The organism is Streptomyces aureoversilis (assembly GCF_042657885.1).
Classification (GTDB): Bacteria; Actinomycetota; Actinomycetes; order Streptomycetales; family Streptomycetaceae; genus Streptomyces; species Streptomyces aureoversilis.
Genome location: NZ_JBHSKJ010000011.1, coordinates 46,175 through 69,257 on the forward strand (window position 1 = coordinate 46,175; position 23,083 = coordinate 69,257).

Below are 23,083 nucleotides of genomic sequence, written 5' to 3' on the forward strand. Positions count from 1 at the left end.
CTCAGTGCTGTGCTGCTGCTGCGGCGGCGACCTGTGCGGCGATGGCCGCGCGGAGGTCCTTCTTCGACACCTTGCCGATGCCCGTCTGCGGGAACTCCGTCACGAACTCCACCCGGTCGGGGACCTTGAAGGCGGCGAGGCCGCGCTCGCGGACGAACTTCTTGATGGCGATCGACTTGACGGTCCCGGCCCCTTCGCGCAGGACGACGTAGGCGCAGGTGCGCTCGCCCAGGTAGGCGTCGGGCATGGAGACGACGGCGACGTCGTGTACGGCCGGGTGGGCGAGGATGTGGTTCTCGATCTCCTCGGCGGCGACCTTCTCGCCGCCGCGGTTGATCTGGTCCTTGGCCCGTCCCTCGACGACGATGTGGCCCGTCTCCGTCATCCGGACGACGTCGCCGGTGCGGTAGAAGCCGTCGGCGGTGAAGGCCGTCGCGTTGTGCTCGGGGGCCCGCCAGTAGCCGCGGATGGTGTACGGGCCGCGGGTCAGCAGGTGGCCGGTCCCGCCCGCGGGCAGCTCGTTGTCCTCGTCGTCGACGATGCGGATCTCGTCGTCGGGTGAGATGGGGCGGCCCTGGGTGGTGACGATCGTGGCCTCGGGGTCGTCCAGCCGGGTGTAGTTCACCAGGCCCTCCGCCATGCCGAAGACCTGCTGGAGGGTGCAGCCGAGGGCCGGGCGCACCCGGCGGGCCGCCTCCTCGCTGAACTTCGCGCCGCCCACCAGCAGGACCTGAAGGCTGCTCAGGTCGTGCGGGGTCTCCGCCGCGGCCTCGGTCCACACGAGGGCGAGCGGGGGCACCAGGCCGGTGATCGTGACGCCCTCGGCGGCGATCAGCGGGAAGGCCACGTCGGGGCTGGGGCGGGGGGCGAGGACGACGCGGGCGCCGGCGTAGAGCGCGCCGAGGGTGCCCGGGGAGCTCAGGGGGAAGTTGTGGGCGGCGGGCAGCGCGCAGAGGTAGACGCTGTTCTCGTCCACGCCGCAGATCTCGTTGGAGCCCCACAGCGAGTAGATGTAGTCGTCGTGGGTGCGCGGGATGAGCTTGGGCACGCCCGTGGAGCCGCCGGAGAGCTGGAGGAAGGCCAGCTCGTGCGGGGCCGGGGCGTTCTCGACGGCCACCGGCTCGGTGGGGACGCCGGCCAGCGCGGTGTGCTCGCCGGGCTCGCCGGCGACGAAGACGTGCTTGAGGCCGGGGACCTCGGCGCGGACCTTCGTGGCCAGCTCGCGGTAGTCGTAGCCCTCGCTGACGTCGGCGATGACGTAGGCCGCGGCCTCGGTGAAGGCGCAGAAGTGGCGGATCTCGGTCTCGCGGTGGGCGGGCAGCGCGAAGACGGGCAGGGCGCCGATACGGAAGAGCGCGAAGACGACCTCGAAGAACTCGGCGACATTCGGCAGCTGGACGACGACGCGGTCGCCCTTGCCGATGCCGCGGGCCAGGAAGCCGGCGGCCAGCCGGTCGGCGCGCAGGTCGAGCTCGCCGTACGTCCAGCGCCGCCCGTCGCCGGCGGGGTCCACGATCGCGATCCGGTCCGGGTGGGCCTGCGCGCGGTCGCGCAGCATCTGCCCGAACGTTTCTCCACGCCAGTAGCCCGCCGCGCGGTAGCGCTCGGCGAACTCGGCCGGATAGCCCGGAGCGTCGGTCGTCTCGGTCACTGGTCAACCCCCACAGCCTGCAGGAACGTCTGGAACTTGGCGCCGGTCTCGGCCGTCTCGGCCTCCGGCGAGGACTGCGCGACGACACCCGCGCCCGCGTACAGCCGCAGGGTGCGCTCCTCCGCCTCGGCGCAGCGGATGGTGACGACCCATTCGCCGTCGCCGTTCGCGTCGCCCCAGCCGACCATGCCCGTGAAGAAGCCGCGGTCGAAGGGCTCCAGCTCGCCGATGACGCCGCGCGCGGTGGCGGTCGGGGTGCCGCAGACGGCGGGCGTGGGGTGCAGCGCGGAGGCCAGCTCCAGCGCGGACACCGCGGGGTCGGCCGGCTCGCCGGTGACGGTCGTCGACAGGTGCCACATGGCGGCGGTGCGCACCAGCGTGGGGCGCTCGGGCACGTGCAACGTGCGGCAGTACGGGGCGAGGGCCTCGCGGACGGCGTCGACGACGACGGCGTGCTCGTGCAGGTCCTTCTCCGACTGCAGGAGGGCGGCGGCGCGGCGGACGTCCTCGGCGAGGTCGGCGCTGCGCGGCGTGGAGCCGGCCAGCGGGTTGGCCACCAGGGTGCCGCCCCGGCGGGAGACCAGCAGCTCGGGGCTCGCACCGAGCAGGGTGCGGCCGGGGCCGGTGGGCAGGGCGAAGGTGTAGCCGGCCGGGTCGCGGCGGGCCAGGCGCTGCAGGAGGGCCGGCAGGTCGAGGTCGCGGTCGGAGGACAGCTCCAGGGTGCGGGCGAGGACGACCTTGGCGAAGTCGCCGCGCTGCATGCGGGCGACGGCCTCGGCGACCGCGGCGCCGTAGCCGGCGGGCTCGGGCACGGGCCGCACGTCCCAGCGGGCGGCGCCGGGCGCGGCCGCGGGCAGGGCGATCAGGGGGTCCTCGGCGAGCGGCGGCGCCCAGCGGACGGCCTCGGGCACGGCCAGCGCGGCGGGCGCGCCCTGGTCGAAGGGGACCGCGCCGACGACGACCGGCGCCTCGTCGCCGGCCAGCACCCGGGCGGCGAGCGTCTCGGCGACGCGCTGCGCCACGGGGGCGGTGCCGTGCGGCACTTCGGCGCGCACGCCGTGGGCGAGGAGGGTGCGGGTGGGCGAGGCGAAGAACCGGGCGCGCCCGGGTTCGTAGGCGTCGAGGAGCGAGGTCGCGGCGCCGACGGTGTCACCCCCGACGGGGGTGCCGGGCTCGCTGCCGCCCGGCCGATCCGCGACGTGGTGAGCGGTGGTCACCTTTACTGCTCCGTTCCTCCGGTGGGTCGCACCGGGTGGTGTTTCGTGAAGTGTCCGGGTGGGGGCCGGCCTTGTGGGCCATCGGTGCCCCTGACCCGCCCTTTCGCCGTTTCTTGGGGGCGCGCCCCCAACCCCCCGCACCGCGCTGCGCGCGGTGTCCTCAGTCGCCGGACGGGCTCAAATTCCTTGAGCCCGTCCGGCGATTGAGGACCGGGGTCCGGGGCGGAGCCCCGGACAACGGTGCGCTCAGGCGCGCAGCGTGGCGCCGCCGTCGACGTAGAGGTCGTGCATCGTGATGTGCCGCGCGCGGTCGGAGACGAGGAAGGCGACGGCGTCGGCGATGTCGGCGGGCTCGGCGATCCGGCCGAGGGGGATGCCGACGCGGTACGACTCGGGGTCGCCGTCGATGACGCGCTGGGGCGCCTCCTCGTCGGCCCACAGCCCGCGCTGCATGGCGGTGTCGGTGGAGCCGGGCGAGACGACGTTGCAGCGGATGCCGCTGCGGGCGAGCTCGAGCCCGAGGCACTTGGTGAACATGGTGGCGGCGGCCTTGGAGGCGGCGTACGCGGCCATGCTGGTGCGCGGCACGCCGGCGGCGTTGGAGCCGACGGTGACGATGCAGCCGGAGCGACGCTCCGTCATGCGGCGGGCCGCGGCGCGCGAGGCGTTGAAGACGCCGGTGGAGTTCACGGCGAAGGTGCGGTGCCAGGTGTCGTCGGTGATGTCGACGACGGGCGAGGTGCGCAGCACCCCGGCGACGTTGACGAGGATGGCGAGGGGGCCGAGGGTGTCCTCGACCTCTTCGACGACGGCCTCGACGGCGGCGCTGTCGGCGACGTCGGCGGTGTGGGCGGTGACCTTGTCGCGGCCGAATTCGGCCTCCAGGTCCTTGATCCCGTCCGGGGTCCAGTCGAGGGCCGCGACGCGCGCTCCCCGGGCGACGAGGGCACGGGTCACGGCCTCGCCTATGCCCTGGCCGGCGCCGGTGACCAGCGCGACGCGGCCGGAGAGTTCTGACTCCTGCACTTGCGGTTCCCCCGATTCCCAATTCGAACTAAGGTAAGCCTTACCTTACATGACCCGCCCGGCCGGATCGAACGGCCGCACGGAGGGGGCGCCTTGCTCCATCCGTGCGCGGGGGGCGCACGAGCAAGGCTTAGGTTAGGCTAACCTCACGCTCTTGCCTATAGGGGGGTGGCCCCCGGCTGCCCGGCGGCCACCCCCTGCGGGGCGCGAGGTTCCGGCCCGTCAGGTCACGAGCTCCAGGGCCGCCATGCCCGGCGCGGCGACCCCGAAGGTCTGTGCGTACAGGGACAGTTCCGCCTCCAGCGCGCGCACGACCGTGGCGGCCCGGCGGAAGCCGTGGCCCTCGCCCTCGAAGGCGATGTAGGTGTGCGGCACCCCGCGGCCGGCCATCGCCGCCAGCAGCCGCTCGCTCTGCGCGGGCGGGCAGACGGGGTCGGCCAGCCCCTGCAGCAGCAGGAAGGGCGCGGAGATCCGGCTCGCCCGGTGCAGCGGCGAGCGCTCCCGGTAGCGCTCGGGCACCTCCTCGCGGGGGCCGATCAGCGACTCCAGGTAGCGCGACTCGAAGTCGTGCGTGCCGCCCTCCGCCGTCCAGGCCTCCGGGTCCAGCACCGGGTAGAGGATGGTGCCGCAGGCGTAGAGCGAGGTGGCGGCGAGCGAGGCCGCCGCCGTCCAGCCGCCCGCGCTGCCGCCGCGGATCGCGATCCGGGCCGGGTCGGCGACGCCCTCGCGGGCCAGCGCCGCGGCCACCGCCGCGCAGTCCTCGACGTCCACCACGCCCCACTGCCCGCGCAGCCGCTCGCGGTACGCGCGCCCGTAGCCGGTCGAGCCGCCGTAGTTCACCTCGGCGACGCCGATGCCGCGGGAGGTGAAGAAGGCGACCGCCAGGTCGAGGACGAGGGGCGTGCGGCCGGTGGGGCCGCCGTGCGCCCACACCACGTACGGCGGCAGCTCCCCGTCCGGGGCGGCGTGGCCGGGGTTGCGCGGCGGGTAGAGGTGGGCGTGCACCTCGCGCCCGCCCGGCCCGCCGAAGGTGCGCGTCAGCGGCTCGGGGTAATAGGCGGGGTCCACGCGGTCGGTGTGGCGGGCGCCGACGGTCCGGGCCCGGCCCGTGCACACGTCGAGCTCGACGACCTCGTACGCGCTGTGCGGGCTCGCGGCGACACCCACGGCACGGGTGCCGCTCACGGCGAGGGTCGGCGCCCACTCGGTCCACGGCCCGGCGACGTCCGCGATCTCCCCGCTGCGGGGGTCGAGGACGCCGAGGACCGCGGCGCCGCGGCCGTGGAGCGCGGCGACGAGCCCTCCCGGCAGCGGCGCGAACCAGCGCGTCCCCACGCGCCACAGCGGCCCCGCGAACTCCTCCTCGCGGCGGCACAGCGCCGTGCTCTCCCCCGTCGCCGGGTCGACGCGGTAGAGGTTCCACCAGCCGGTGCGGTCGCTCGCCGCGACCAGCGAGCCGTCCTCGGCCCACTCCACCTGGGCCACGGACTCCTCGGGCCCGCCCATGACCGTACGGGCGTCCGCGAGCCGGCCGTCCGCGCAGACCTGAGCGGTCTTCAGCTCGGTGCCCTCCCAGGGCATCCGGGGGTGGTCCCAGGCGATCCAGGCCGCCTGCCGGCCGTCCGGGGAGAGCCGCGGCCCGGTGACGAAGCGGTTCCGGCCGTCGGTCAGCTCCCGGACGGCCCCACGGTCCCGTGCCGCGGAGCCGTCCAGCGGGACGGCCGCGAGCAGCCGGCGCACGTCGCACGGCCCCTCGCCGGTGAACTCCTCCAGCACGCACCACACCTCGCCGCGGCCGGGCAGCAGCACCGGATCGGCCCAGCGCAGCCCGCCCCCCACCGACGACAGCGGGGTCAGGGGCCGCGGAACGGCACCGGGGACGTCGGGCTCGAAGGCGTAGAGCCGCTGGTCGGCGAAGTGGGTGAAGACCACCAGCGGGCCGCCGGAGGCGCGGGCCACCGCCGCCCACGGCAGGCCGCCGTACTCCAGCACCCGGTTGCGCACGTTCCAGGGGGCGGGCAGCACCGTCTCCTCGGCCCCTCCGGCCCGCCGCCGCACGAGGGTGAAGCGGCCCTCCTCCGCCGGGCGTGGTGCGGCCCACCACAGCTCGTCGCCGACCGTTCCCACGAAGTCGGGTCCGCCGCCGGCCGACGCGGCGAGCTCCGCGCCGACCGGGGACTGCCAGGCTCCGTAGGGCGCCGTGGACACCATGATCTGTTACGCCTCCTCGAAACGGCCCGTCAGGCCGTGGTCGTCACGCTGTGTTCGTCAAGCCGTGTGCGGCAAGCTGCGTTCGTCAGGCCGCATTCATCAAGAAGTGGTCGAGCACCCGCACGCCGAAGTGCAGCGCGTCGCAGGGCACCCGCTCGTCGACGCCGTGGAACAGCGCCTGGTAGTCGAAGCCCGGGGGCAGCTTCAGCGGGGCGAACCCGTAGCAGTCGATGCCCAGCCGCGAGAACTGGTTGGCGTCGGTGCCGCCGGACATGCAGAACGGCACCGCGTGCCCTTCGGGGTCGAAGCGCTCGAGCGCCTCCCGCATCAGGGCGAACAGCGGGGTGGCGAGCGGGGCCTGCAGCGCCGTGCCCTTCTGGTAGTACTCCCACTCCACGTGCGGCCCGGTGAGCCCGTCGAGCGTGGTGCGGAACTCCTCCTCGCCGCCCGGCACGACGCGCCCGTCCACGTGCCCGACGGCGGCCCCCGGGATCACGTTGACCTTGTACCCCGCGTCCAGCATCGTCGGGTTGGAGCTGTTGCGGACCGTCGGGGCCAGGAGCCGGGCCGCGGAGCCCAGCTCCTCCAGCAGCGCGTCGGCGTCGAAGCCCGGAGCGCCGGGGTCGGCCTCGATGCCGTGCAGGGCGGCGATCTCCACGAGGGCGGCGCGCACGACCGGGGACAGCCGCACCGGCCAGCGGTGCCTGCCGATCCGGGCCAGCGCCTCGGCCAGCCGGGTGACGGCGTTGGCCTCATTGGGCTTCGAGCCGTGGCCCGCCCTGCCGCGCGCCGTGAGCTTGAGCCAGGCCGTGCCCCGCTCCCCCGCCGCCACCGGGTACAGCCGCAGCCCGCCGTCCGCGTGGAAGGTGTAGGCGCCCGACTCGCCGATCGCGTACCGGCAGCCCTCGAACAGGCCCGGGTGCTCCTCGGCCAGGAAGGCGGCGCCCGTCCAGGCCCGGTCCTCCTCGTCGGCGGTGAAGGCGAGCACGATGTCGCACGGGGGCCGGGCGCCGGTGCGCGCCCAGGCCCGGACGACCGACAGGACCATGGCGTCCGTGTTCTTCATGTCGACGGCGCCGCGGCCCCACACCACGCCGTCGCGGACCTCGCCCGAGAAGGGGTGGACGCTCCACTCGGCGGGGTCGGCGGGGACCACGTCGAGGTGGCCGTGGACGAGCAGCGCGGGGGCGCCCGGGTCGGTGCCCGGGACGCGGGCGACCACGTTCGTCCGGCCGGGCTCCTTCTCCAGCAGCACCGGCTCGATGCCGGCCTCGCTCAGCGCCGCGGCCACGTACTCGGCGGCGGGCCGCTCCCGGCAGTCGCCCGCGCCGCGGTTGGTCGTGTCGATGCGGATCAGATCGGAGGTGAAGCGCACCGCCTCGTCGAGGGCGCGCTCGTCCACCCGGGCATCCGCCCGGGCGTCCGCCTGCTCCGCTCCTACCGCCTCTTCCGTCGTGATCTCAGCCATACTGCTCCTCCACCGCGGCCGACACGACGGTCGTGACCGCCTTGAAGCAGCGGATGCCGTCGTACATGGTCGCCGTGGTGTACGAGACCCGGCGCTCGCCGCTGGGCACGACGCCCGGGATCACCGTCGCCGCCCCGGCCAGGTGGTCGGCGTCGAACTCGATGTCGACGGTGAAGGGGCCGCCGCCGGTGACGGGCTCGTACCGCACGGCCAGGGCCGTCGCCTCCCGGGCCGCGGCGCGGATGTCCGCGGCCGTGCGCGCGGGGGTTCGGCAGACGGCCGCATAGCGGGAGACACAGTCCTTGACGGCCACCGAACGGGCCAGCGGGGCATATCCCTTGGCGTCCGCACAGGTCAGGTCGTCGCCCGTCACCAACACCACAGGGACACCGTATTCCGCGACGACGAGGGAGTTGAGCAACCCCTCGCTCGCCCGCGCGCCGTCCACCCAGACGCCGGTGATGGTGTTGGCGAGGTAGGTGTGGGCGAGGACGCCCGGGGTGCCGGCCCCCGTGTGATAGCCCACGAAGGCGATGCCGTCGACATCGCCGTGCTGCACGCCCTCGACCATGCTCAGGCTCTTGTGCCTGCCGGTGAGCATCTGGGCCCGGTCGTCCAGTTTCTCCAGCAGCAGATTGCGCATCCCCCAGTGCGCTTCGTTGATGACGACCTCGTCGGCCCCTCCGTCGTAGAAGCCCGCGACGGCCGCATTCACGTCCGAGGTGAACAGATGGCGGCACCGTTCCCACTGCGAGGCGCCGGGCAGCACGTCGGCCGGCCAGGTGACACCGGTGGCGCCCTCCATGTCCGCGGAGATCAGGATCTTCACCATGCCTCAGTCCTACCGCAGGTGACAGGCGTCCGCACGGGTCCTGGCACAGTCGCCGCAACGGGCTTGCGGCGGGACTCGGCCGTCCGGCGGAAGGATGCGGAGCACCTGCGGGACGGAGGCCGCGCCGGACACCGCGCTCGATCAGGCGTTCGGCGGGCCGCGGAACAGGCGGCGGCATTCCCTCCCGACCCCGCCCTGCGGTGGCGGAAGACACCGCCGCGCCATGGAGGCAAACCTCCATATCCATGCGGGGGAATTACATATTCCAAGTTTTGCCGCATTTTACCACGCCCCTCGGAACGGTTGCCTCAACCCCATGAAAAAATAAAGCAGTTGACGCCGCCATTGACCTTCGCAATTATCGGTTCCCGGCGACGGCCGGCGCTTCCTTTCGGACAACCGGCCCTCACACCAAGGACACTTCATGCCCACCATCGCGATATCCCGAGGGCCTGTCGAATACACCGTCCTCGAAGGCGACTCCGGAGCCGCCCCGCTCGTCCTCCTCCACGAAGGCCTCGGCTGCATCGCCATGTGGCGGCGCTTCCCGGCCCGCCTGGCGGCGGCCACCGGCCGCCGGGCCCTGGTCTTCTCCCGCCACGGGCACGGCGGTTCGGGCCCGGCCCCGCAGGAGCGCACCCCGCGCTCCCTGCACGAGGAGGCCCACGAGGTCCTCCCCGAGCTGCTCGACCGGCTCGGCGTCCACCGCCCCGTGCTCGTCGGCCACAGCGAAGGCGCCTCGATCGCGCTGCTGCACGCGGCCGGGCACCCCGTCGAAGCCGTCGTCGCCCTCGCCCCGCACCTGTTCGCCGAGCCGCGGACGCTCCGCGGCGTCGCCGCGGCCCGCGAGGCCCACGCGTCCGGGCCGCTCGCCAAGGAGCTGGCCTTCTACCACCAGGACCCGCTCACCGTGTTCCGGCGCTGGAGCGGGCTGTGGCTCTCCGAGGCCTTCCGTGACTGGGACATCGAGGGCGATCTCGCCGGCGCCACCGCCCCCGTCCTCCTCGTCCAGGGCGACAGCGACCCGTACGGCACCTTCGCCCACCTCGACGCCGCCGAGCGAGCCCTCGGCGGGCCCGTGCAGCGCCTGGAGCTGGCCGGCTGCGGCCACGCCCCGCACCTCGAACGGCCCGACGACGTCGTCGACGCCGTCCAGACCTTCCTCGCCACCGCCCCCGGCCCCGCCGGCCGGGCGACGCACCAGGAGATCCGGCCATGAGCGACCTCGACGACGTCCGCCTGGACGGCCTGCTCGCCGCGTCCGCGCGACGGCACCCCTCCCGCCCCGCCCTCACCGCCCGGGGCCGCACCTGGACCTACGCCGAACTCGACCGCGCCGTCGGGGATCTGGCCCGGCAGCTCCGCGCGGCCGGCCTGGAGGCCGGGGACCGGGTGGGCGTCCTGGCCCCCAAGGGCCCCGAGGCGGTCCTCGGCATCTACGCCGCACTGCGGGCCGGGGCCGTCGTGGCCCCGCTCGACGTCGCCGACCCGCCCGTCCGCACGGCCCACATGGTGCGCGGCGCCGGGATCTCCCTGCTGCTCGCCTCTGACCGCTCCCTGGAGGGCTGCCGCCGCGCCGCCGCCGAGGCGGGCGCGGGCCCGGAGCCGGAAGAGGGCGCCCTGGACCACGGCCTGAACCTGGTTCGCACGCTCGCGGGCGCGGACAAGCCCGCCCCGCTGCCCGCGCCCGCCGGCAGCGGCGGCTACGTCCTGTTCACCTCCGGCAGCACCGGCCGCCCCAAAGGGGTGCTCCTCTCGCACGCCAACGTCGCCCACTTCGCGCTGTGGGCCGCCGCCGAGCTCGGGCTGACGGAGACCGACCGCGTGGGCTCGCAGGCCGCGCTGACCTTCGACCTCACGACCTTCGACCTGTTCAGCACCGCCGCGGCGGGTGCCTGCGCCGTCCTCATGCCCGACGTCCTGCGGGCCTTCCCGCGCGACGTCGTCGGCTGGCTCCACGAGCAGCGGATCACCGCCTTCTACGCGGTGCCCTCCCTCTACCAGGGCATGCTCGAACGCGGCGGCATCGCAGAGGACTTCCCGCCCTCCCTGCGCGTGGCGGCCTTCGCGGGCGAACCCTTCGCCCCCCGCCCCCTGGAGCGCTACCTGCGGCTCCTGGGCGACGTACCGCTGTACAACCTCTACGGGCCGACGGAGACCAACGTCTGCACGTACAGCCGGGTGCCCGCAGACTGGACCGCCGACCAGGAGGTCACCATCGGCCGGGCCGTCGACGGCGACGTCGTCGACGTCCTCGGCGAGGACGGCCTGCCCACCGACGGAACCGGCGAGATCCACGTCGCCGGTGCCACCGTCTTCCAGGGCTACCTGCAGGACGGGACCCTCACCGACCCCACCCGCACGGTGCGCTTCCGCGACGGCGTCGCCCGCCGCGCCTACGCCACCGGCGACATCGGCCGCATCACCGCCGACGGCCGCGTGTTCCTGCGCGGCCGCGGCGACACCCAGGTCAAGCGGCGCGGCCACCGCATCGACCTGCTCGACGTCGAGAGCGCCGTGCTCGCGCTGCCCGGCGTCACCGCCGCCGCGGTCGTCGCCAAGGACGGCGCGCACCACGGCGAGATCTGGGCGTACGTCCAGGGCGGCGGGGGCGGGACGGGAGCCGCGGCCGCCGCGGAGACCTCCTCCGGGTTCGCCGAGGAGGTCCTCGCCGGTCTGCGCGGGCTCCTGCCGCTGCGCATGCTGCCCGACCGCGTCGTCCCCGCCGCCGCCCTGCCCCTCAACGCCCGCGGCAAGGTCGACCGCCGCGCGCTCGCCGCCCGCACCGACGGGCCCCTACCGCCTGCCCCGTCCACCACTCCCACAGAAGGAGCCCGAGCGTGAACACCGTAGAGGACCTCTGCACCCTGATCAGCAGCAAGATCACCTGGGGGCGCGGCGAGGAGCCCCGGCAGCTGCGGCCCGACACCCCGCTGCTCGAACAGGGCCTGCTGGACTCGCTGTCCATCATGCAGATCGTCGCCGCGCTCGACGCGCAGGCCGGCATCGTGCTGCCGGACACCGAGATCGTCGCGGCCAACTTCCGCAGCCCGCAGGCGCTGTGGGGCGTGCTGGAGGAGCTCCGGGCGGGAGTGACCCGGTGAGCGCCGCCGATCGCCTGCTGCGCTCCGGTCCCCCGGGGACCGAGGCCGTGGTGGACGAGTACCGCGACCGGGCGCTGCCCCTGGTGGAGCAGCTGACCGGCAAGGGCTTCCGCGACCAGTGGGAGGCCCTGGCCGGACTCGGCGTGCTCCGTCTGGACCCCCCGGCACCCAAGCCGGGGGCGTCCGCGGACGCCGCCGGCCCCGGGCCCGTCACCCGCTCGCTGGCCATGGTCGAGGGCATCGGCCTGGCCGGCGCCGACCCCGGCGTCGTCTACGCCATGGCCTCCCAGGTGTTCGGCATGGAGTACCCGCTGCGCGCCGTGCTCCCATCCGGCGCGTGGCGGTCCGTCGCCCGCATCCAGGAGGGGCGGGAGCTGCTGTGCCACGCCCTCACCGAGCGCAAGGGCGGCAGCGACCCGCTGTCGATGGACACCCGTGCCACGCGCGACGGCGACGGCTACGTACTGGAGGGTGCCAAGACCTTCATCACCGCCGCCCCCGTGGCCGACCTGGCCCTCGTCTTCGCCCGCACCGAGCAGGGCCGCTCGCCCTTCTCCCTGTCCGCCTTCCTGTTCCCCGTCGCCACCCCGGGCGTCACCCGTGCCGACGCCTTCGCCAAGACCGCGCTGCCCGGCGTGCCGATGGGCGAGCTCGTCTTCGACGGCGTACGGCTGGACGCGGGCAGCCTGGTGGGCGGCGAGGGATCGGGCCTGGCGATCCTCTCCTCCACCACCACCTGGGAGCGGGCCCTGCTGCTCGGCTACGCCCTCGGCCCGATGCGCCGCACCCTGCAGCGCCTGACGGACTGGGCCTGCGGGCGCGGCCACTTCGGCCGCCGCATGGGCTCCAGCCACCAAGTGGCCGCCCGCATCAGCGACATGGCGCTCGTCCTGCACCGCTCCCGCACGCTGCTGTACGCCATGGCGGCGCGGCTCGACGCGGGGACGCCCACCCGCCGGCTGTCGGCCGAGGCCGCCCTGACCAAGATCTCCGTCTCCGAGGACTACGTACGGCTGACCGAGCACGCCACCGCGCTGTCGGGCGTACGGGCCTTCATCGCCGATTCCGAACTGCCCGCCGATCTGCACAGCCCCATGGCGGCGCTCACTTATGCAGGCCCCAACGACCTGCTGCGCATCGGGGTCGCCCGTGAATTCGGGCTCCCCGTCGAAAACTGATTCGCGAACCGATTCCCGAGCCGGGAACCCGATTTCCGAAAGGCCCCTCATGGCCATGTCCCTGCCCACCGAGCTGCCGCCCGCCGAATTCGACGAACTGCTCGACGTCGCCGAGGCGACCGGGGCGGCCCTCGCCCCGTTCGCCGCCGAGGTGGACGCGGGCCGATCCACCGGCCACGAGACCTACCGCCTCCTGCGCGAGGCCGGGCTGCTCGGCCTGCTCGTGCCCCGCGAGGCCGGCGGGGCCGGGCTCGGCTTCGCCGCGTACTCCCGGGTGCTCGCCGTGCTGGGCGCGCACAACGGCGCCGCCGCCCTCGGCTTCAACATGCACAACGTCGCGATCGGCTCCCTGTGCGAGTCCGCCGGCACGCCCCTGCCGCCCGCGGCGGAGGCCTTCCGGTCCTGGCTCTTCGACGAGGTGGTCCACGGGCGCAAGCTGTTCGCATCCGCCACCTCCGAGGCCGGCAGCGGCGCCAAGCTCCGCGGCGTGCGCACCTCCTACCGCCGCACCGAGGACGGCGGGTACGTCATCACCGGCGAGAAGTCCTTCGTCTCGCTGGCGGGCGTCGCCGACTACTACGTGGTCGCCGCCCGCGCCGAGGGCACCGAAGGCAGCGGCGAGGTCTCGCACTTCGTCGTCGCCGCGGACGACCCCGGCGTGAGCTTCGGGGAGGTGCACAACCTGTCCGCCATGTACGGCACCAGCACCGCGGGCATGACCCTGGACGCGGTGACCGTGCCGCGCTCCCGGCTCTTCCTCGGCGTCGAGGGGATGTCCCTGTACAAGCTGGTGCGCGAACCCCACTGGATGATCGCCGGGTACACGGGCGCCTACCTGGGCATCGCCGAGGCGATCCTCCGCTTCACCACGGACCACGTGGCCGCCTCGCCGCGGCGCGCGGGGTCGCCGGTGCTGCAGCGCGAGCTCGGCCGGATGTCCGCGCGGCTGAGTGCCGCCCGGGCCCTGGTCGCCGAGGCCGGTGCGCGCGTGGACGCCGCGCGCGGCAGCGCCGGGGCCAACGCCGCGGTGCACGCCGCGAAGTACGTCGTCGGCGAGACCGGGCCCGCCCTCGCGCAGGACGCCGTGCGGATCTGCGGCTCGGTGGCCGTGAGCCGGTCGCAGCCGCTCGAACGGCTGCTGCGGGAGGCGTCCTTCGCCTCCGTGATGCCCGCCAAACCGGAGGAGTGCCTGGAGTACCTGGGCAAGGCCGCGCTCGGCGTGAACCTGTACGACGCGACGGCCTTCGACTGGTGAGGGCCGACGGACAGCGGCGGCTCGCCGCGGCGGGGGCCCCGGCCCCCGCCCTGCCCGCCGTACCTCGCACCGCCGTCCCCACCGTCACGTACGTGCTGTTCGTGGTGATGGCCGGCGGCACCCTGCCCACGCCCGTCTACGCCCTGTACGCGCAGCGGCTGCACCTGTCCCCGCCGGTCGTCGCCCTGGTCTTCGCGGCCTACGCGGTGGGCATCGTGACCGCCCTGCTGCTGTTCGGAGGGCTGTCGGACAAGATCGGGCGGCGCGCCACGCTCGTTCCGGCGCTGGTCGTGGCCGCGGCGAGCAGCGTCGTCTTCATCGCCCTGCCCACCCTGCCGGGGCTGTTCGCCGGGCGGCTGCTCTCCGGCGTCTCGGTGGGCCTGACGACCGGCGCCGCCACCGCGTACCTGAGAGAACTGCACCCCTCGCCGCCGCGGGCCGCCCTCATCGCCTCGGTCACCAACATGGCCGGGCTCGGCAGCGGGGCGCTGCTGTCGGGCGTCCTCGTGGAGTACGCGCCCTCGCCCGAGGTGCTGCCGTACACCGTCCTGATCGCCCTGCTGCTGCCGGGTGCGGCGCTCGTGCTGCTGCCCGAGCGGGTCGTGGCGCGCGGGGGCGGGATCCGCCCGCAGCGGATCGGCGTGCCGCCCGCCGTGCGGCGGCCGTTCACCGCCGCGGCGGTCGCCGTCTTCGCCTCGTTCGCGCTGCTGGGTCTGCTGGCCGCGCTGGCGGGCAACTTCCTCGTGCAAGGGCTGCACAACCACAGCCACCTGGCCGTCGGCCTGGTGGCCTTCAGCGCCTTCGGCTCCGCGGGGGCGGCCCAGCTCCTCGCGGGGCGGATGACGCCGCGCGCCGGCCTGGTCGCGGGCATGACCGCCGTCCCGCTCGGGCTCGGGCTCATCGTCACCGGCCTGTCCGCCGCGTCCCTGCCCGCCTTCCTGTGCGGCTCGGTGCTGGGCGGCGCGGGGGCGGGCACGTCCTTCAAGTCCGGCCTGGCGCTGGTGACGTCCCAGGCCGCGCCCGACCGCGTCTCGGAGCTGGTCTCCGGCTACTTCGTCGCCGCGTACCTGGGCCTGACCGTGCCGGTCGTCGGCGTGGCCGTGCTGCTGGCCGAAGGCACGCTCATGACGGCGGCCGGCGTCTTCGCCGGGGTGGTGACGGTGCTCTGCCTGGGCAGCATCGGCGTCACCGCGGCCCTCGGCAACCGCACACCCACCCGAAGGACCCCGCCATGACCACCGCGCTCTCCCCCGTCGACCCCGACAGCTACCGCGCCCTGATGGCCGCCCATCCCGGCGGGGTGGCCGTGGTCACCACGGACGACGGCCTCGGCACCCCGTACGGCTTCGCCTGCACCGCGTGGTGCGGCGTGTCCCTCGACCCGCCGCTGCTGCTGGTGTGCGCCTCCACCACCGGCAGCACCCTGCCGGTGCTCGCCGGGCGCGGCTGGTTCGCCGTCAACCTCCTGCACGGGGCCGGGCGCCGCGCCGCGGACGCCTTCGCCCACCGCGACGCGGGCCGCTTCTCGGCCGTCCCCTGGCGCCCCTCCCCGGCCACGGGCCTGCCCCTCCTCCCGGAGGACGCCCACACGGCCGCCGAATGCCGCGTCCACCGCCTGGACCCGGTCGGCGACCACACCGTGATCATCGGCGAAATAGTCCGCACGACCACCACGCGGGGCGCGGACCAGCCCCCGTTGCTGTACGGAATGCGCCGGTACGCGACGTGGCCGGTGCCATAGGGGTCCGCCTGCCGCCACCCGCGACGGCCCCGGGTGCCCCGGAACCCCGCCCAGGCACCCGGCAGAGCCACGACGCGGGGCCCGGCATGAGCCGGGCCCCGCGTCGTGGGTGCCCCCGGACCCGGCCGGACGGCTAGTCCGCGTGGCCGAGTTGGAGGTCGCGTTCCGTGCGGCCTCCGCCGGCGACCTGGAGCACCGTGGCCACCGGCGGGTACCCCGCGGCGATGACGGTGTACTCGCCCGCCGAGAGGTCCACGAAGCGGAAGGACCCGTCGGGGCCGGTCGTGGCGGTGTCGACGACGTTGCCCGCGGCGTCCAGGAGGGTGACGCGGGCGTCCTCGACCGGCCGGCCGCCGCCCGCCCGGACGACGCCGCGCAGGACGGCCCCTCCGGCGAGCTCGATGTCCTGGCGGGTCTCGCGGCAGGACTGGACGGTCACCGGCAGCGCGGCGGGCCGGAAGACGGGTGCGCTGCCGGCCAGCGTGTACTCGCCGGCGACGAGTTCGGTGATGTCGTAGCCGCCGTCGCGCCCGGTGCGGGTGGAGGCGACGACCTCGCCGTGCACGTTGGTGAGGGTGACGAGCGCGTCCCGCACGGGCGAGCCGTCGGCGGTGAGCACGGTCCCGGCGAGGCGGCCGGCGCCGCCGAGCACCACGTCGAGTTCGACGGGGCGTTCGCCGACGGTGACGGTGACGGCCTGGGGCTGGTGGCCGCCCGCGGCAGCGATGAGGACGTAGGAGCCGGTGCCGGGCGTGCTGAGGGCGTACCGCCCGTCCTCACCGGTGGCCCCGCGCCCGATCTGCCGTCCCCCGCTGTCGATCAGGGTGAGGGCGGCGCGGGGCACGGTGGTGCCGTCGTGGTGCTGGACGACTCCGGTGACGGGGATGCCCGGGACGAAGGGGGGATCCTCCTCCGGCGGCGCGGTCCGCGCGGAGGGGATGACGGGGGCTTCGGCGAGGTTTTGGGACACCGGCGGTTTCTCCTTCAGCAGGAAGGCGAGTAAAAGGCCCAGGACGAGGACGGGTACGAGGTACAGGAAGATCCGCGGCATGGCGTCCGCGTAGGCGTGCACGTAGCCGCTGCGGAGCCCGGCGGGCAGGGCGCGGAGCAGCCGCGGGGTGAGCGCGTGCGGGGCGGACGGCCCGCCGCTGCCGCCCGGCCCGCCGGCGAGGCCGTGGGCGAGGAGGGCGCCGAGGGAGGCCACGGCGAGCGCGCCGCCCAGCTGCCGGAGGTACATGGTGGCGCCGCCTGCGGCGGCGAGGTCCGCGGCGGGCACGGAGTTGCGCACGGCGCGGGCGAGGGCGGGCAGGGCGAGCCCGGTGCCGGCGCCGAGGGCCGCCGTCGCGAGGGTGTAGGCGGGCCAGGTGGTCCCGGTGCCGAGGCGGGAGAGCGCGTACGCCCCGGCGGCGGCCGCGGCGCAGCCGGCGGCGGCGTGGAGGCGGCAGTGGCGGGTGCGCCGGGCGAACCGCCCGCTGAGGAGGGAGCCGAGGACGGCGCCGGCCGTCAGGGGCAGGAGCAGCAGCCCCGCCCGGACGGCGCCTGCGCCGTCGGCCATCTGCAGGAAGGTGGGCAGACAGCCGACGGCGCCGAAGAGGGCCGCGCCGGTGCCCGCGCCGAGGGCGGCGCAGACGAGGAAGGTGCGGTCGCGGAGGAGGCGGGGCGGGACGAGGGGGTCGGCCGCGAGGTGCTCGACGACGATGAAGAGCAGGGCGGTGCCGAGGGTGGCGGCGGCGAGGCCGAGGACGACGCGCGCGTGCCAGGCGGGGGCGGTCCCTGCCCGGTCGGCCAGCAGGACCGCGCAGACCGAGAAGGCGACGAGGAGCAGCGCGCCGAGGGTGTCGAAGCGCGCCCGCCGCGCGGGCCGGGGGAGCCGCGGTCCGGAGGCGACCGCGAGGAGGGCGAGCAGGCCCAGGGGGACGTTGAGGTGGAAGCACCAGCGCCAGGAGGCGTGGTCGGTGAGGAGGCCGCCGAGCGGCGGCCCGGCGAGGGAGGCGAGTGCGAGGACGGCGGCGGCCGCGCCGAGGCGGCGGCGGCGCTCGCGGGCGGGGGTCAGGTCGGCGATGATCGCGTGGACGCCGGCCAGCACGCCGCCGCCGCCGATGCCTTGGAGGGCGCGGAAGGCGAGGAGCTGGTCCATGGTCTGTGCCCGGGCCGCGAGGGCGGAGCCGGCGACGAGCAGGACGAGGGCGAAGGCGAAGACGCCCTTGCGGCCGGCGGTTTCGCCGAGCCGGCCGTGCACGGGGACGGCGACGGCGGAGCCGAGCAGGCAGGCCGTGATGATCCAGGTCGCCCGGCCGGCGCCGTGCAGCTCTCCGGCGATGGCCGGGAGGGCGGTGGCGACGACGGTCTGGTCGAGCGCGGCGAGGAACAGGGCGAGCAGCAGGCCGGCGAGGACCACGCCCAACCGCCCCCGGGCGGCGGGGGGTTCGGGTGGCGCCGGAGGCGCGGGGGCGGCCTCGGGTGCGAGCAGGACGGGCACCGGCGGCCCGTCGCTCTGTACCAAAGTGGTCCCACCCACGTGCCGCTCCCCTCGTAGCACCTGCTATCGCCGCCCTTTTCTCGCATTTCGCGACAACGGCGGGCAACCGAGGGGATTGACCCGAGAGACCATCGGTGGGGCTTTTGCGCCGGTCGGAGGCATACGGCGGCCCCCTGCGGCGCCGGGGGAAACCACCCGAAACGGTGAAGCCCGGACCGCGACCGGTCCGGGCTTCCACCGACTGCCTCTCGGCCGCGCGCCGCCTACTTCTCGGTCTCCGCGGCCAGCTTGTCGAGGACGGCGTCGTAGATACGGCCGAGGCCCTTGGGGGCGAAGGTGCGCTCGAAGAAGCCGCCGATGCCGCCGGCGCCGTTCCACACGGTGCTGACGACGACCCGGGCCTTGCCCTCGCCGGCCGGGGTGACGGTCCAGGTGGTGACCATGGAGGAGTTGCGGTCCTTCTCGACCAGCTGCCCGGTGGTGGGCTCGGCGACCTCCAGCAGGCAGTCGCGGACGCGCTTGCTGGTGGCCTGGAGCTTCCAGTGCACGAGGGTGCCCTCGCCGTCCCCGCCCTCGCGCACCTCGTACTCGCTGAAGTGCTCGGGCAGCAGCTTGGCCCGGGTGCCGGTGTAGTCCGCCAGCGCGTCGAACACCTCCTCCGGGTCCGCCGCGATGATCCGCTCCGTCGTGGCCTCGACCTGGCCCATGGCTGCCCTCCGGGACATGTGAAAAAGCTGTGCTTGCCGTACCTGCTACGCGGCACAGCCAACCACCATCGCCACACCCGCCCAAATCCGGGCCCCCTCGCCACGCACGAACATGTGTTCTAATCTCGTCGAGAGGGATCGAACATTCGAACGAATGACGTGAAGGAGGTGCCATGCGCTGGTCCAGCCTCGGCGGCGGCGCCGACGACGGTCCGGGCGCGCTCTTCGGCACGGACGTGGTGACGCGCACCCTCGACACCCCCGAGTTCCGCGGGGTCACCTTCCACGAGGTCCGGGCGAAGACGATCGTCAACCGGGTGCCGGGCGCCTCCCGGATGCCCTTCGAGTGGACCGTGAACCCCTACCGCGGCTGCACGCACGCGTGCGTGTACTGCTTCGCCCGCAAGACGCACGGCTACCTCGACCTGGACACCGGCCTCGGCTTCGACACCCAGATCGTCGTCAAGGTCAACGCCCCCGAGGCGCTCCGCCGCGAGCTGGCCGCCCCGCGCTGGCGCGGCGAGCACATCGCCATGGGCACCAACGTCGACTGCTACCAGCGCGCCGAGGGCCGCTACCGCCTGATGCCCGGCATCATCTCCGCCCTGCGCGAGCGCGCGAACCCGTTCTCGGTCCTCACCAAGGGGACGCTGATCCTGCGCGACCTGGAGCTGCTGCGCGAGGCCGCCACGGTGACCGACGTCGGGGTGTCGATGTCCGTCGGCTTCCTCGACCGCGAGCTGTGGCGCACGGTCGAGCCCGGCACCCCCTCGCCCGGGCGCCGGCTCGACGCCGTCCGGACGCTCACCGAGCACGGCATCCCCTGCGGGGTGCTGATGGCGCCGGTCATCCCCTTTCTCGGCGATTCCCCCGAGCAGCTGCGGGCGACGGTGCGCGCCGTCGCCGCCTCCGGCGCCACCTCGGTCACCCCGCTCGTGCTCCACCTGCGGCCGGGCGCGCGGGAGTGGTTCACGGCCTGGCTGGCCCGCCACCACCCGCACCTGGTGCGGCGCTACGAGACGATGTACGCGGACGGCGCCTACGCCCCGAAGTGGTACCAGCGGCGCATCACCCGGCAAGTCCACGAATACGCGGCCGAGTTCGGCATAGGCCCCACGGGCCCCGGAGACCACCGCCGCATCCCCGCCCCACCGCCGGACCCAGCCCCGGCCCCTCCGCAGGCGACCCAGCTGACCCTGCTGTGAGGCTCGCCGCCGCCCGGGCAGCCGGCCGCGGGCGCCTCGACGGCCGTGGCCACCGCTGCGGGCGCGGGCGCCTCGACGGCACCCCCGTACCGGAGGTGCGCCACGCGATGCCCCTCCCCGTCACATGAGCCGCTCCAGCGCCTCGTGCGCCGCCGCCCGGAGGCGGTCGTGCGCGCGGGCCGCGACCAGGGCGTCCTCCGCGCGCCGGTCCCCCAGGGCGCCCAGGCCCTCCACGCAGGCGCGGGCTATCGGCCAGCAGTGGTCGCGGGCCGCCAGCAGCCGTTCGAGCGTGGCCAGCAGGGCGGGGACGGACTCGGGTGCGCGCAGCTCGGTCAGCAGGCGGACGGGGTGCAGGGCGTAGGCGGTGCGCAGCGGGTTGGTGGCGAGGGCCGCGGCCGCGCGGGCGGTGCGGGGGTCCCCGAGGCGGGCGAGGACGAAGGCGGCGGTGGCGCAGCGCACCGGCTCACGGTAGTTGAGGAGCAGGATCAGGGTCTCGAAGGCCCGCCGGTCGCCCTCCGCCCCCAGGACGAAGGCGGCGATCTCGCGGGCCCACAGCGGTCGTTCGGGGGCGACCAGGATCCCGGCGAGCTCGTCGCGCCGCGCGCGCCGGGCGGGGGGTCCGCCCTCGCGCGAGCGGACGAGCGCGAGGAGCCGCTCGAACTCCGAGAACTCGGCCGACGTGCCCAGTTCGGCCCGCACCCGTTTCACCAGCGCACGGAATTCCTCTTCTGCCCTCTCGGCTCCTGTCACTGCCCGCTTCTCCTCCCCGAGTGGCCTGCGCCACATCGTAAGTCGCCGGCCCCGCCCCTGGCGCTCTTGGTTACCCGTGAGTTAATCTCCCCGCAAGAGCGGCACCCCCGCTCGGGCGGCCTGGTGACGCAGCCGCCCGCTGCTTTCGACGTCGGTTCGTCGGTTCGGCCCGTCGAGTACGGCACGGCCCCGGGACAGGGCCTGCCGGTCGCACAACTCCCTTTCCGTGGTCGCCCCTTACCCGTACGTACCCGGAAATCCCGCACCCGGAAAATCCCGCAGCCGCCGCGGCCCGCCGGGGCCGCCCGCCTGCACCGGCAACCGACCGACGCATCCCCGCGCCCGGGGAACACCTTCTGGAGTCTCGCGATGGACCGTACGTCCACCCCTGAGCCGTCCCTCTCCTCCCCCTCCCCCTTGAGGACCGTCGCCGTCGTCGGCCTCGGCACCATGGGCACCGGCATCGCCGAAGTCCTCGTCCGGGCCGGCCGCGAGGTCACCGGCATCGACGTCTCCGAGGCCGCGGCGGCGCACGCCGTCCGCGCGCTCGAGAACGCCACCGCCCGCGCGGTGCGCCGCGAGCGCATCACGGAGGACGAGCGGCGGGCCGCGCTCGCCCGCTTCCGCACGGCCACGGACCTGCGGGCCGCGGCCGGCGCCGACCTGGTGATCGAGGTCGTGCCCGAGGACTACGCCGTCAAGCACGAGGTGTTCACCGCCCTGGACGCGATCGTGCGCCCGGAGGCGATCCTGGCGACGGGCACCAACGCCCTGTCCGTGACCCGGCTGGCCGCCGACTCGGCCCGCCCCGAGCGCGTCCTCGGGATGCACTTCTTCAACCCGGCGCCGGCGATGAAGCTGGTGGAGGTCGTCTCGTCGGTGCTCACGGCGCCCGGCGCCGTCGCGGCCGTCACCGCGCTGGCCCGGGAGCTGGGCAAGGAGCCCGTCGCGGTCGGCGACCGGCCCGGCTTCGTCGCCGACGGGCTGCTGTTCGGCTATCTCAACCAGGCCGCCGCGATGTACGAGGCGCGCTACGCCACCCGCGAGGACATCGACGCCGCGATGCGGCTGGGCTGCGGGCTGCCGATGGGCCCGCTCGCCCTGCTGGACCTGATCGGCATCGACACCGCGCGCACGGTCCTGGAGGCCATGTACGCGGCCTCCCACGACCGGCTGCACGCTCCCGCGCCCGTCCTCGGCCAGCTCGCGGAGGCGGGCCTGACCGGCCGCAAGACGGGCCGCGGCTTCTACACCTACGACGGGCCGGACTCGGCCGTGGTGGTGCCCGACGCGGAGACGCCCGGCGCCGGCGGCGGGGTCGCGGCGCAGGCGCGCGAGGTGCGCGCGGTCGGCGTGGCCGGGTCGGGCACGATGGCGAGCGGCATCGCCGAGGTCTTCGCCAAGGCCGGCTACCGCGTCGTGCTCGCGGCCCGCTCGCAGGAGAAGGCCGAGGCCGCCAGGGCCCGGGTGGCGAAGTCGCTCGCGCGCTCGGTGGAGAAGGGCCGCATCACGGCGGCGGAGCGGGAGGCCGCGCTGGCGGCCGTCGAGCCGGCGGGGTCGCTGGACGCCTTCGCCGACGTCGACCTGGCGATCGAGGCGGTCGCCGAGGACCTGGCGGTCAAGCAGCAGCTGTTCGCCACGCTGGACAAGGTCTGCAAGCCGGGCGCGGTGCTGGCCACGACCACCTCCTCGCTGCCGGTCGTCGCCTGTGCCCGCGCCACCTCGCGCCCGCAGGACGTCGTCGGGATGCACTTCTTCAACCCCGCGCCGGCGATGAAGCTGGTGGAGGTGGTCCGCACGGTCCTGACCGCCGACGACGTGCACGCCACGGTCCGCGCAGTCTGCGCGAAGGTGCGCAAGCACGCCGTGGACTGCGGCGACCGGGCCGGGTTCATCGTCAACGCCCTGCTGTTCCCGTACCTGAACAACGCCGTGAAGATGGTGCAGGAGCACTACGCGAGCCCGGACGACATCGACGCGGCCATGAAGCTCGGCGGCGGCTATCCGATGGGGCCCTTCGAGCTGCTCGACGTCGTGGGGCTGGACGTGTCCCTGGCCATCGAGAAGGTCCTGCACCGCGAGTTCCGCGACCCCGGGCTCGCTCCGGCGCCCCTGCTGGAGCACCTGGTGGCGGCGGGCTGCCTGGGGCGCAAGACGGGCCGCGGCTTCCGCGAGTATGCGAAGGCCTGACCGGACCGCGCGCGAGCGCGACGTGGGCTGGGGCGGACTGCTCGAACCCGGGGACGGTCCGCCCCGGCA

Annotated in this window: 18 protein-coding genes; 9 read left to right on the plus strand and 9 right to left on the minus strand. The window is 74.9% G+C overall.

Features of this window, described 5'->3' with window-relative positions; all coding sequences use genetic code 11:
* Position 1 precedes the first annotated feature (1 nt).
* From ACFPP6_RS20115 to ACFPP6_RS20140, 6 genes are all read right to left on the minus strand, one after another.
* Positions 2-1,651: a (2,3-dihydroxybenzoyl)adenylate synthase gene (locus ACFPP6_RS20115; protein WP_382044117.1), complete on the minus strand. Its 1,650-nt coding sequence runs from the start codon at positions 1,649-1,651 to the stop codon at positions 2-4.
* The gene (gene dhbC / locus ACFPP6_RS20120) at positions 1,648-2,868 is read right to left on the minus strand and encodes an isochorismate synthase DhbC (RefSeq protein ID WP_382044119.1); all 1,221 of its coding nucleotides are present in this window, start codon (positions 2,866-2,868) and stop codon (positions 1,648-1,650) included. Before dhbC ends, ACFPP6_RS20115 begins: the two co-directional genes overlap by 4 nt.
* A gap of 246 nt (positions 2,869-3,114) precedes the next feature.
* Positions 3,115-3,894, minus strand: a complete 780-nt coding sequence (locus tag ACFPP6_RS20125) for a 2,3-dihydro-2,3-dihydroxybenzoate dehydrogenase (protein ID WP_382044122.1) — start codon at positions 3,892-3,894, stop codon at positions 3,115-3,117.
* 222 nt (positions 3,895-4,116) lie between these two features.
* Entirely contained in the window at positions 4,117-6,105 is a 1,989-nt protein-coding gene (locus ACFPP6_RS20130) for a S9 family peptidase (RefSeq protein WP_382044125.1), read from the minus strand.
* A gap of 85 nt (positions 6,106-6,190) precedes the next feature.
* Entirely contained in the window at positions 6,191-7,573 is a 1,383-nt protein-coding gene (locus ACFPP6_RS20135) for a M20/M25/M40 family metallo-hydrolase (protein WP_382044128.1), read from the minus strand.
* A complete protein-coding gene (locus ACFPP6_RS20140) occupies positions 7,566-8,402 on the minus strand; it encodes a M55 family metallopeptidase (protein ID WP_382044584.1) in 837 nt (278 codons plus the stop codon). Before ACFPP6_RS20140 ends, ACFPP6_RS20135 begins: the two co-directional genes overlap by 8 nt.
* A 427-nt stretch (positions 8,403-8,829) precedes the next feature.
* On the opposite strand from ACFPP6_RS20140, the gene ACFPP6_RS20145 reads away from it, so the two are divergent.
* The 7 genes from ACFPP6_RS20145 to ACFPP6_RS20175 are packed head-to-tail and all read left to right on the plus strand — an operon-like array spanning position 8,830 to position 15,683.
* Positions 8,830-9,624: an alpha/beta fold hydrolase gene (locus ACFPP6_RS20145; RefSeq protein WP_382044131.1), complete on the plus strand. Its 795-nt coding sequence runs from the start codon at positions 8,830-8,832 to the stop codon at positions 9,622-9,624.
* Positions 9,621-11,249, plus strand: coding sequence for an amino acid adenylation domain-containing protein (locus ACFPP6_RS20150; protein ID WP_382044134.1), 1,629 nt, complete (start codon positions 9,621-9,623; stop codon positions 11,247-11,249). Before ACFPP6_RS20145 ends, ACFPP6_RS20150 begins: the two co-directional genes overlap by 4 nt.
* A complete protein-coding gene (locus ACFPP6_RS20155) occupies positions 11,246-11,509 on the plus strand; it encodes an acyl carrier protein (RefSeq protein WP_382044137.1) in 264 nt (87 codons plus the stop codon). Before ACFPP6_RS20150 ends, ACFPP6_RS20155 begins: the two co-directional genes overlap by 4 nt.
* A complete protein-coding gene (locus tag ACFPP6_RS20160) occupies positions 11,506-12,687 on the plus strand; it encodes an acyl-CoA dehydrogenase family protein (protein ID WP_382044139.1) in 1,182 nt (393 codons plus the stop codon). Before ACFPP6_RS20155 ends, ACFPP6_RS20160 begins: the two co-directional genes overlap by 4 nt.
* Positions 12,688-12,742: 55 nt before the next feature.
* On the plus strand, positions 12,743-13,942 hold the full coding sequence (locus ACFPP6_RS20165; RefSeq protein ID WP_382044142.1) for an acyl-CoA dehydrogenase family protein: 1,200 nt from the start codon (positions 12,743-12,745) through the stop codon (positions 13,940-13,942).
* Entirely contained in the window at positions 13,939-15,177 is a 1,239-nt protein-coding gene (locus tag ACFPP6_RS20170) for an MFS transporter (RefSeq protein WP_382044145.1), read from the plus strand. The genes ACFPP6_RS20165 and ACFPP6_RS20170 overlap by 4 nt, the downstream gene beginning before the upstream one ends.
* Positions 15,174-15,683: a flavin reductase family protein gene (locus ACFPP6_RS20175; protein ID WP_382044148.1), complete on the plus strand. Its 510-nt coding sequence runs from the start codon at positions 15,174-15,176 to the stop codon at positions 15,681-15,683. Before ACFPP6_RS20170 ends, ACFPP6_RS20175 begins: the two co-directional genes overlap by 4 nt.
* A gap of 133 nt (positions 15,684-15,816) precedes the next feature.
* Here ACFPP6_RS20175 and ACFPP6_RS20180 read toward each other — a convergent pair whose 3' ends face one another.
* Together ACFPP6_RS20180 and ACFPP6_RS20185 are read right to left on the minus strand one after the other, a co-directional pair.
* Complete coding sequence (locus ACFPP6_RS20180) at positions 15,817-18,201, minus strand: MFS transporter (protein WP_382044151.1); 2,385 nt, start codon at positions 18,199-18,201, stop codon at positions 15,817-15,819.
* Positions 18,202-18,425: 224 nt separating this feature from the next.
* The gene (locus ACFPP6_RS20185) at positions 18,426-18,869 is read right to left on the minus strand and encodes an SRPBCC family protein (protein WP_382044587.1); all 444 of its coding nucleotides are present in this window, start codon (positions 18,867-18,869) and stop codon (positions 18,426-18,428) included.
* A 173-nt stretch (positions 18,870-19,042) separates the two neighbouring features.
* On the opposite strand from ACFPP6_RS20185, the gene ACFPP6_RS20190 reads away from it, so the two are divergent.
* Positions 19,043-20,074: an Rv2578c family radical SAM protein gene (locus tag ACFPP6_RS20190; RefSeq protein WP_382044154.1), complete on the plus strand. Its 1,032-nt coding sequence runs from the start codon at positions 19,043-19,045 to the stop codon at positions 20,072-20,074.
* A 120-nt stretch (positions 20,075-20,194) separates the two neighbouring features.
* Here ACFPP6_RS20190 and ACFPP6_RS20195 read toward each other — a convergent pair whose 3' ends face one another.
* Positions 20,195-20,824 (minus strand): HEAT repeat domain-containing protein, encoded by a 630-nt coding sequence (locus ACFPP6_RS20195; RefSeq protein WP_382044156.1) that lies wholly within the window; start codon positions 20,822-20,824, stop codon positions 20,195-20,197.
* Between the two features lie 369 nt (positions 20,825-21,193).
* Between ACFPP6_RS20195 and ACFPP6_RS20200 the strand changes: the two genes are divergently transcribed.
* On the plus strand, positions 21,194-23,014 hold the full coding sequence (locus ACFPP6_RS20200) for a 3-hydroxyacyl-CoA dehydrogenase family protein (RefSeq protein ID WP_382044159.1): 1,821 nt from the start codon (positions 21,194-21,196) through the stop codon (positions 23,012-23,014).
* Positions 23,015-23,083 lie beyond the last annotated feature (69 nt).

Bases quoted from the DNA above. Each gene is read 5' to 3' on its own strand.
- ACFPP6_RS20130 (WP_382044125.1), bottom strand. From the start codon at position 6,105: ATGGTGTCCACGGCGCCCTACGGAGCCTGGCAGTCCCCGGTCGGCGCG.
- ACFPP6_RS20135 (WP_382044128.1), bottom strand. From the start codon at position 7,573: ATGGCTGAGATCACGACGGAAGAGGCGGTAGGAGCGGAGCAGGCGGAC.
- ACFPP6_RS20145 (WP_382044131.1), top strand. From the start codon at position 8,830: ATGCCCACCATCGCGATATCCCGAGGGCCTGTCGAATACACCGTCCTC.
- ACFPP6_RS20150 (WP_382044134.1), top strand. From the start codon at position 9,621: ATGAGCGACCTCGACGACGTCCGCCTGGACGGCCTGCTCGCCGCGTCC.
- ACFPP6_RS20165 (WP_382044142.1), top strand. From the start codon at position 12,743: ATGTCCCTGCCCACCGAGCTGCCGCCCGCCGAATTCGACGAACTGCTC.
- ACFPP6_RS20175 (WP_382044148.1), top strand. From the start codon at position 15,174: ATGACCACCGCGCTCTCCCCCGTCGACCCCGACAGCTACCGCGCCCTG.
- ACFPP6_RS20185 (WP_382044587.1), bottom strand. From the start codon at position 18,869: ATGGGCCAGGTCGAGGCCACGACGGAGCGGATCATCGCGGCGGACCCG.
- ACFPP6_RS20190 (WP_382044154.1), top strand. From the start codon at position 19,043: ATGCGCTGGTCCAGCCTCGGCGGCGGCGCCGACGACGGTCCGGGCGCG.
- ACFPP6_RS20200 (WP_382044159.1), top strand. From the start codon at position 21,194: ATGGACCGTACGTCCACCCCTGAGCCGTCCCTCTCCTCCCCCTCCCCC.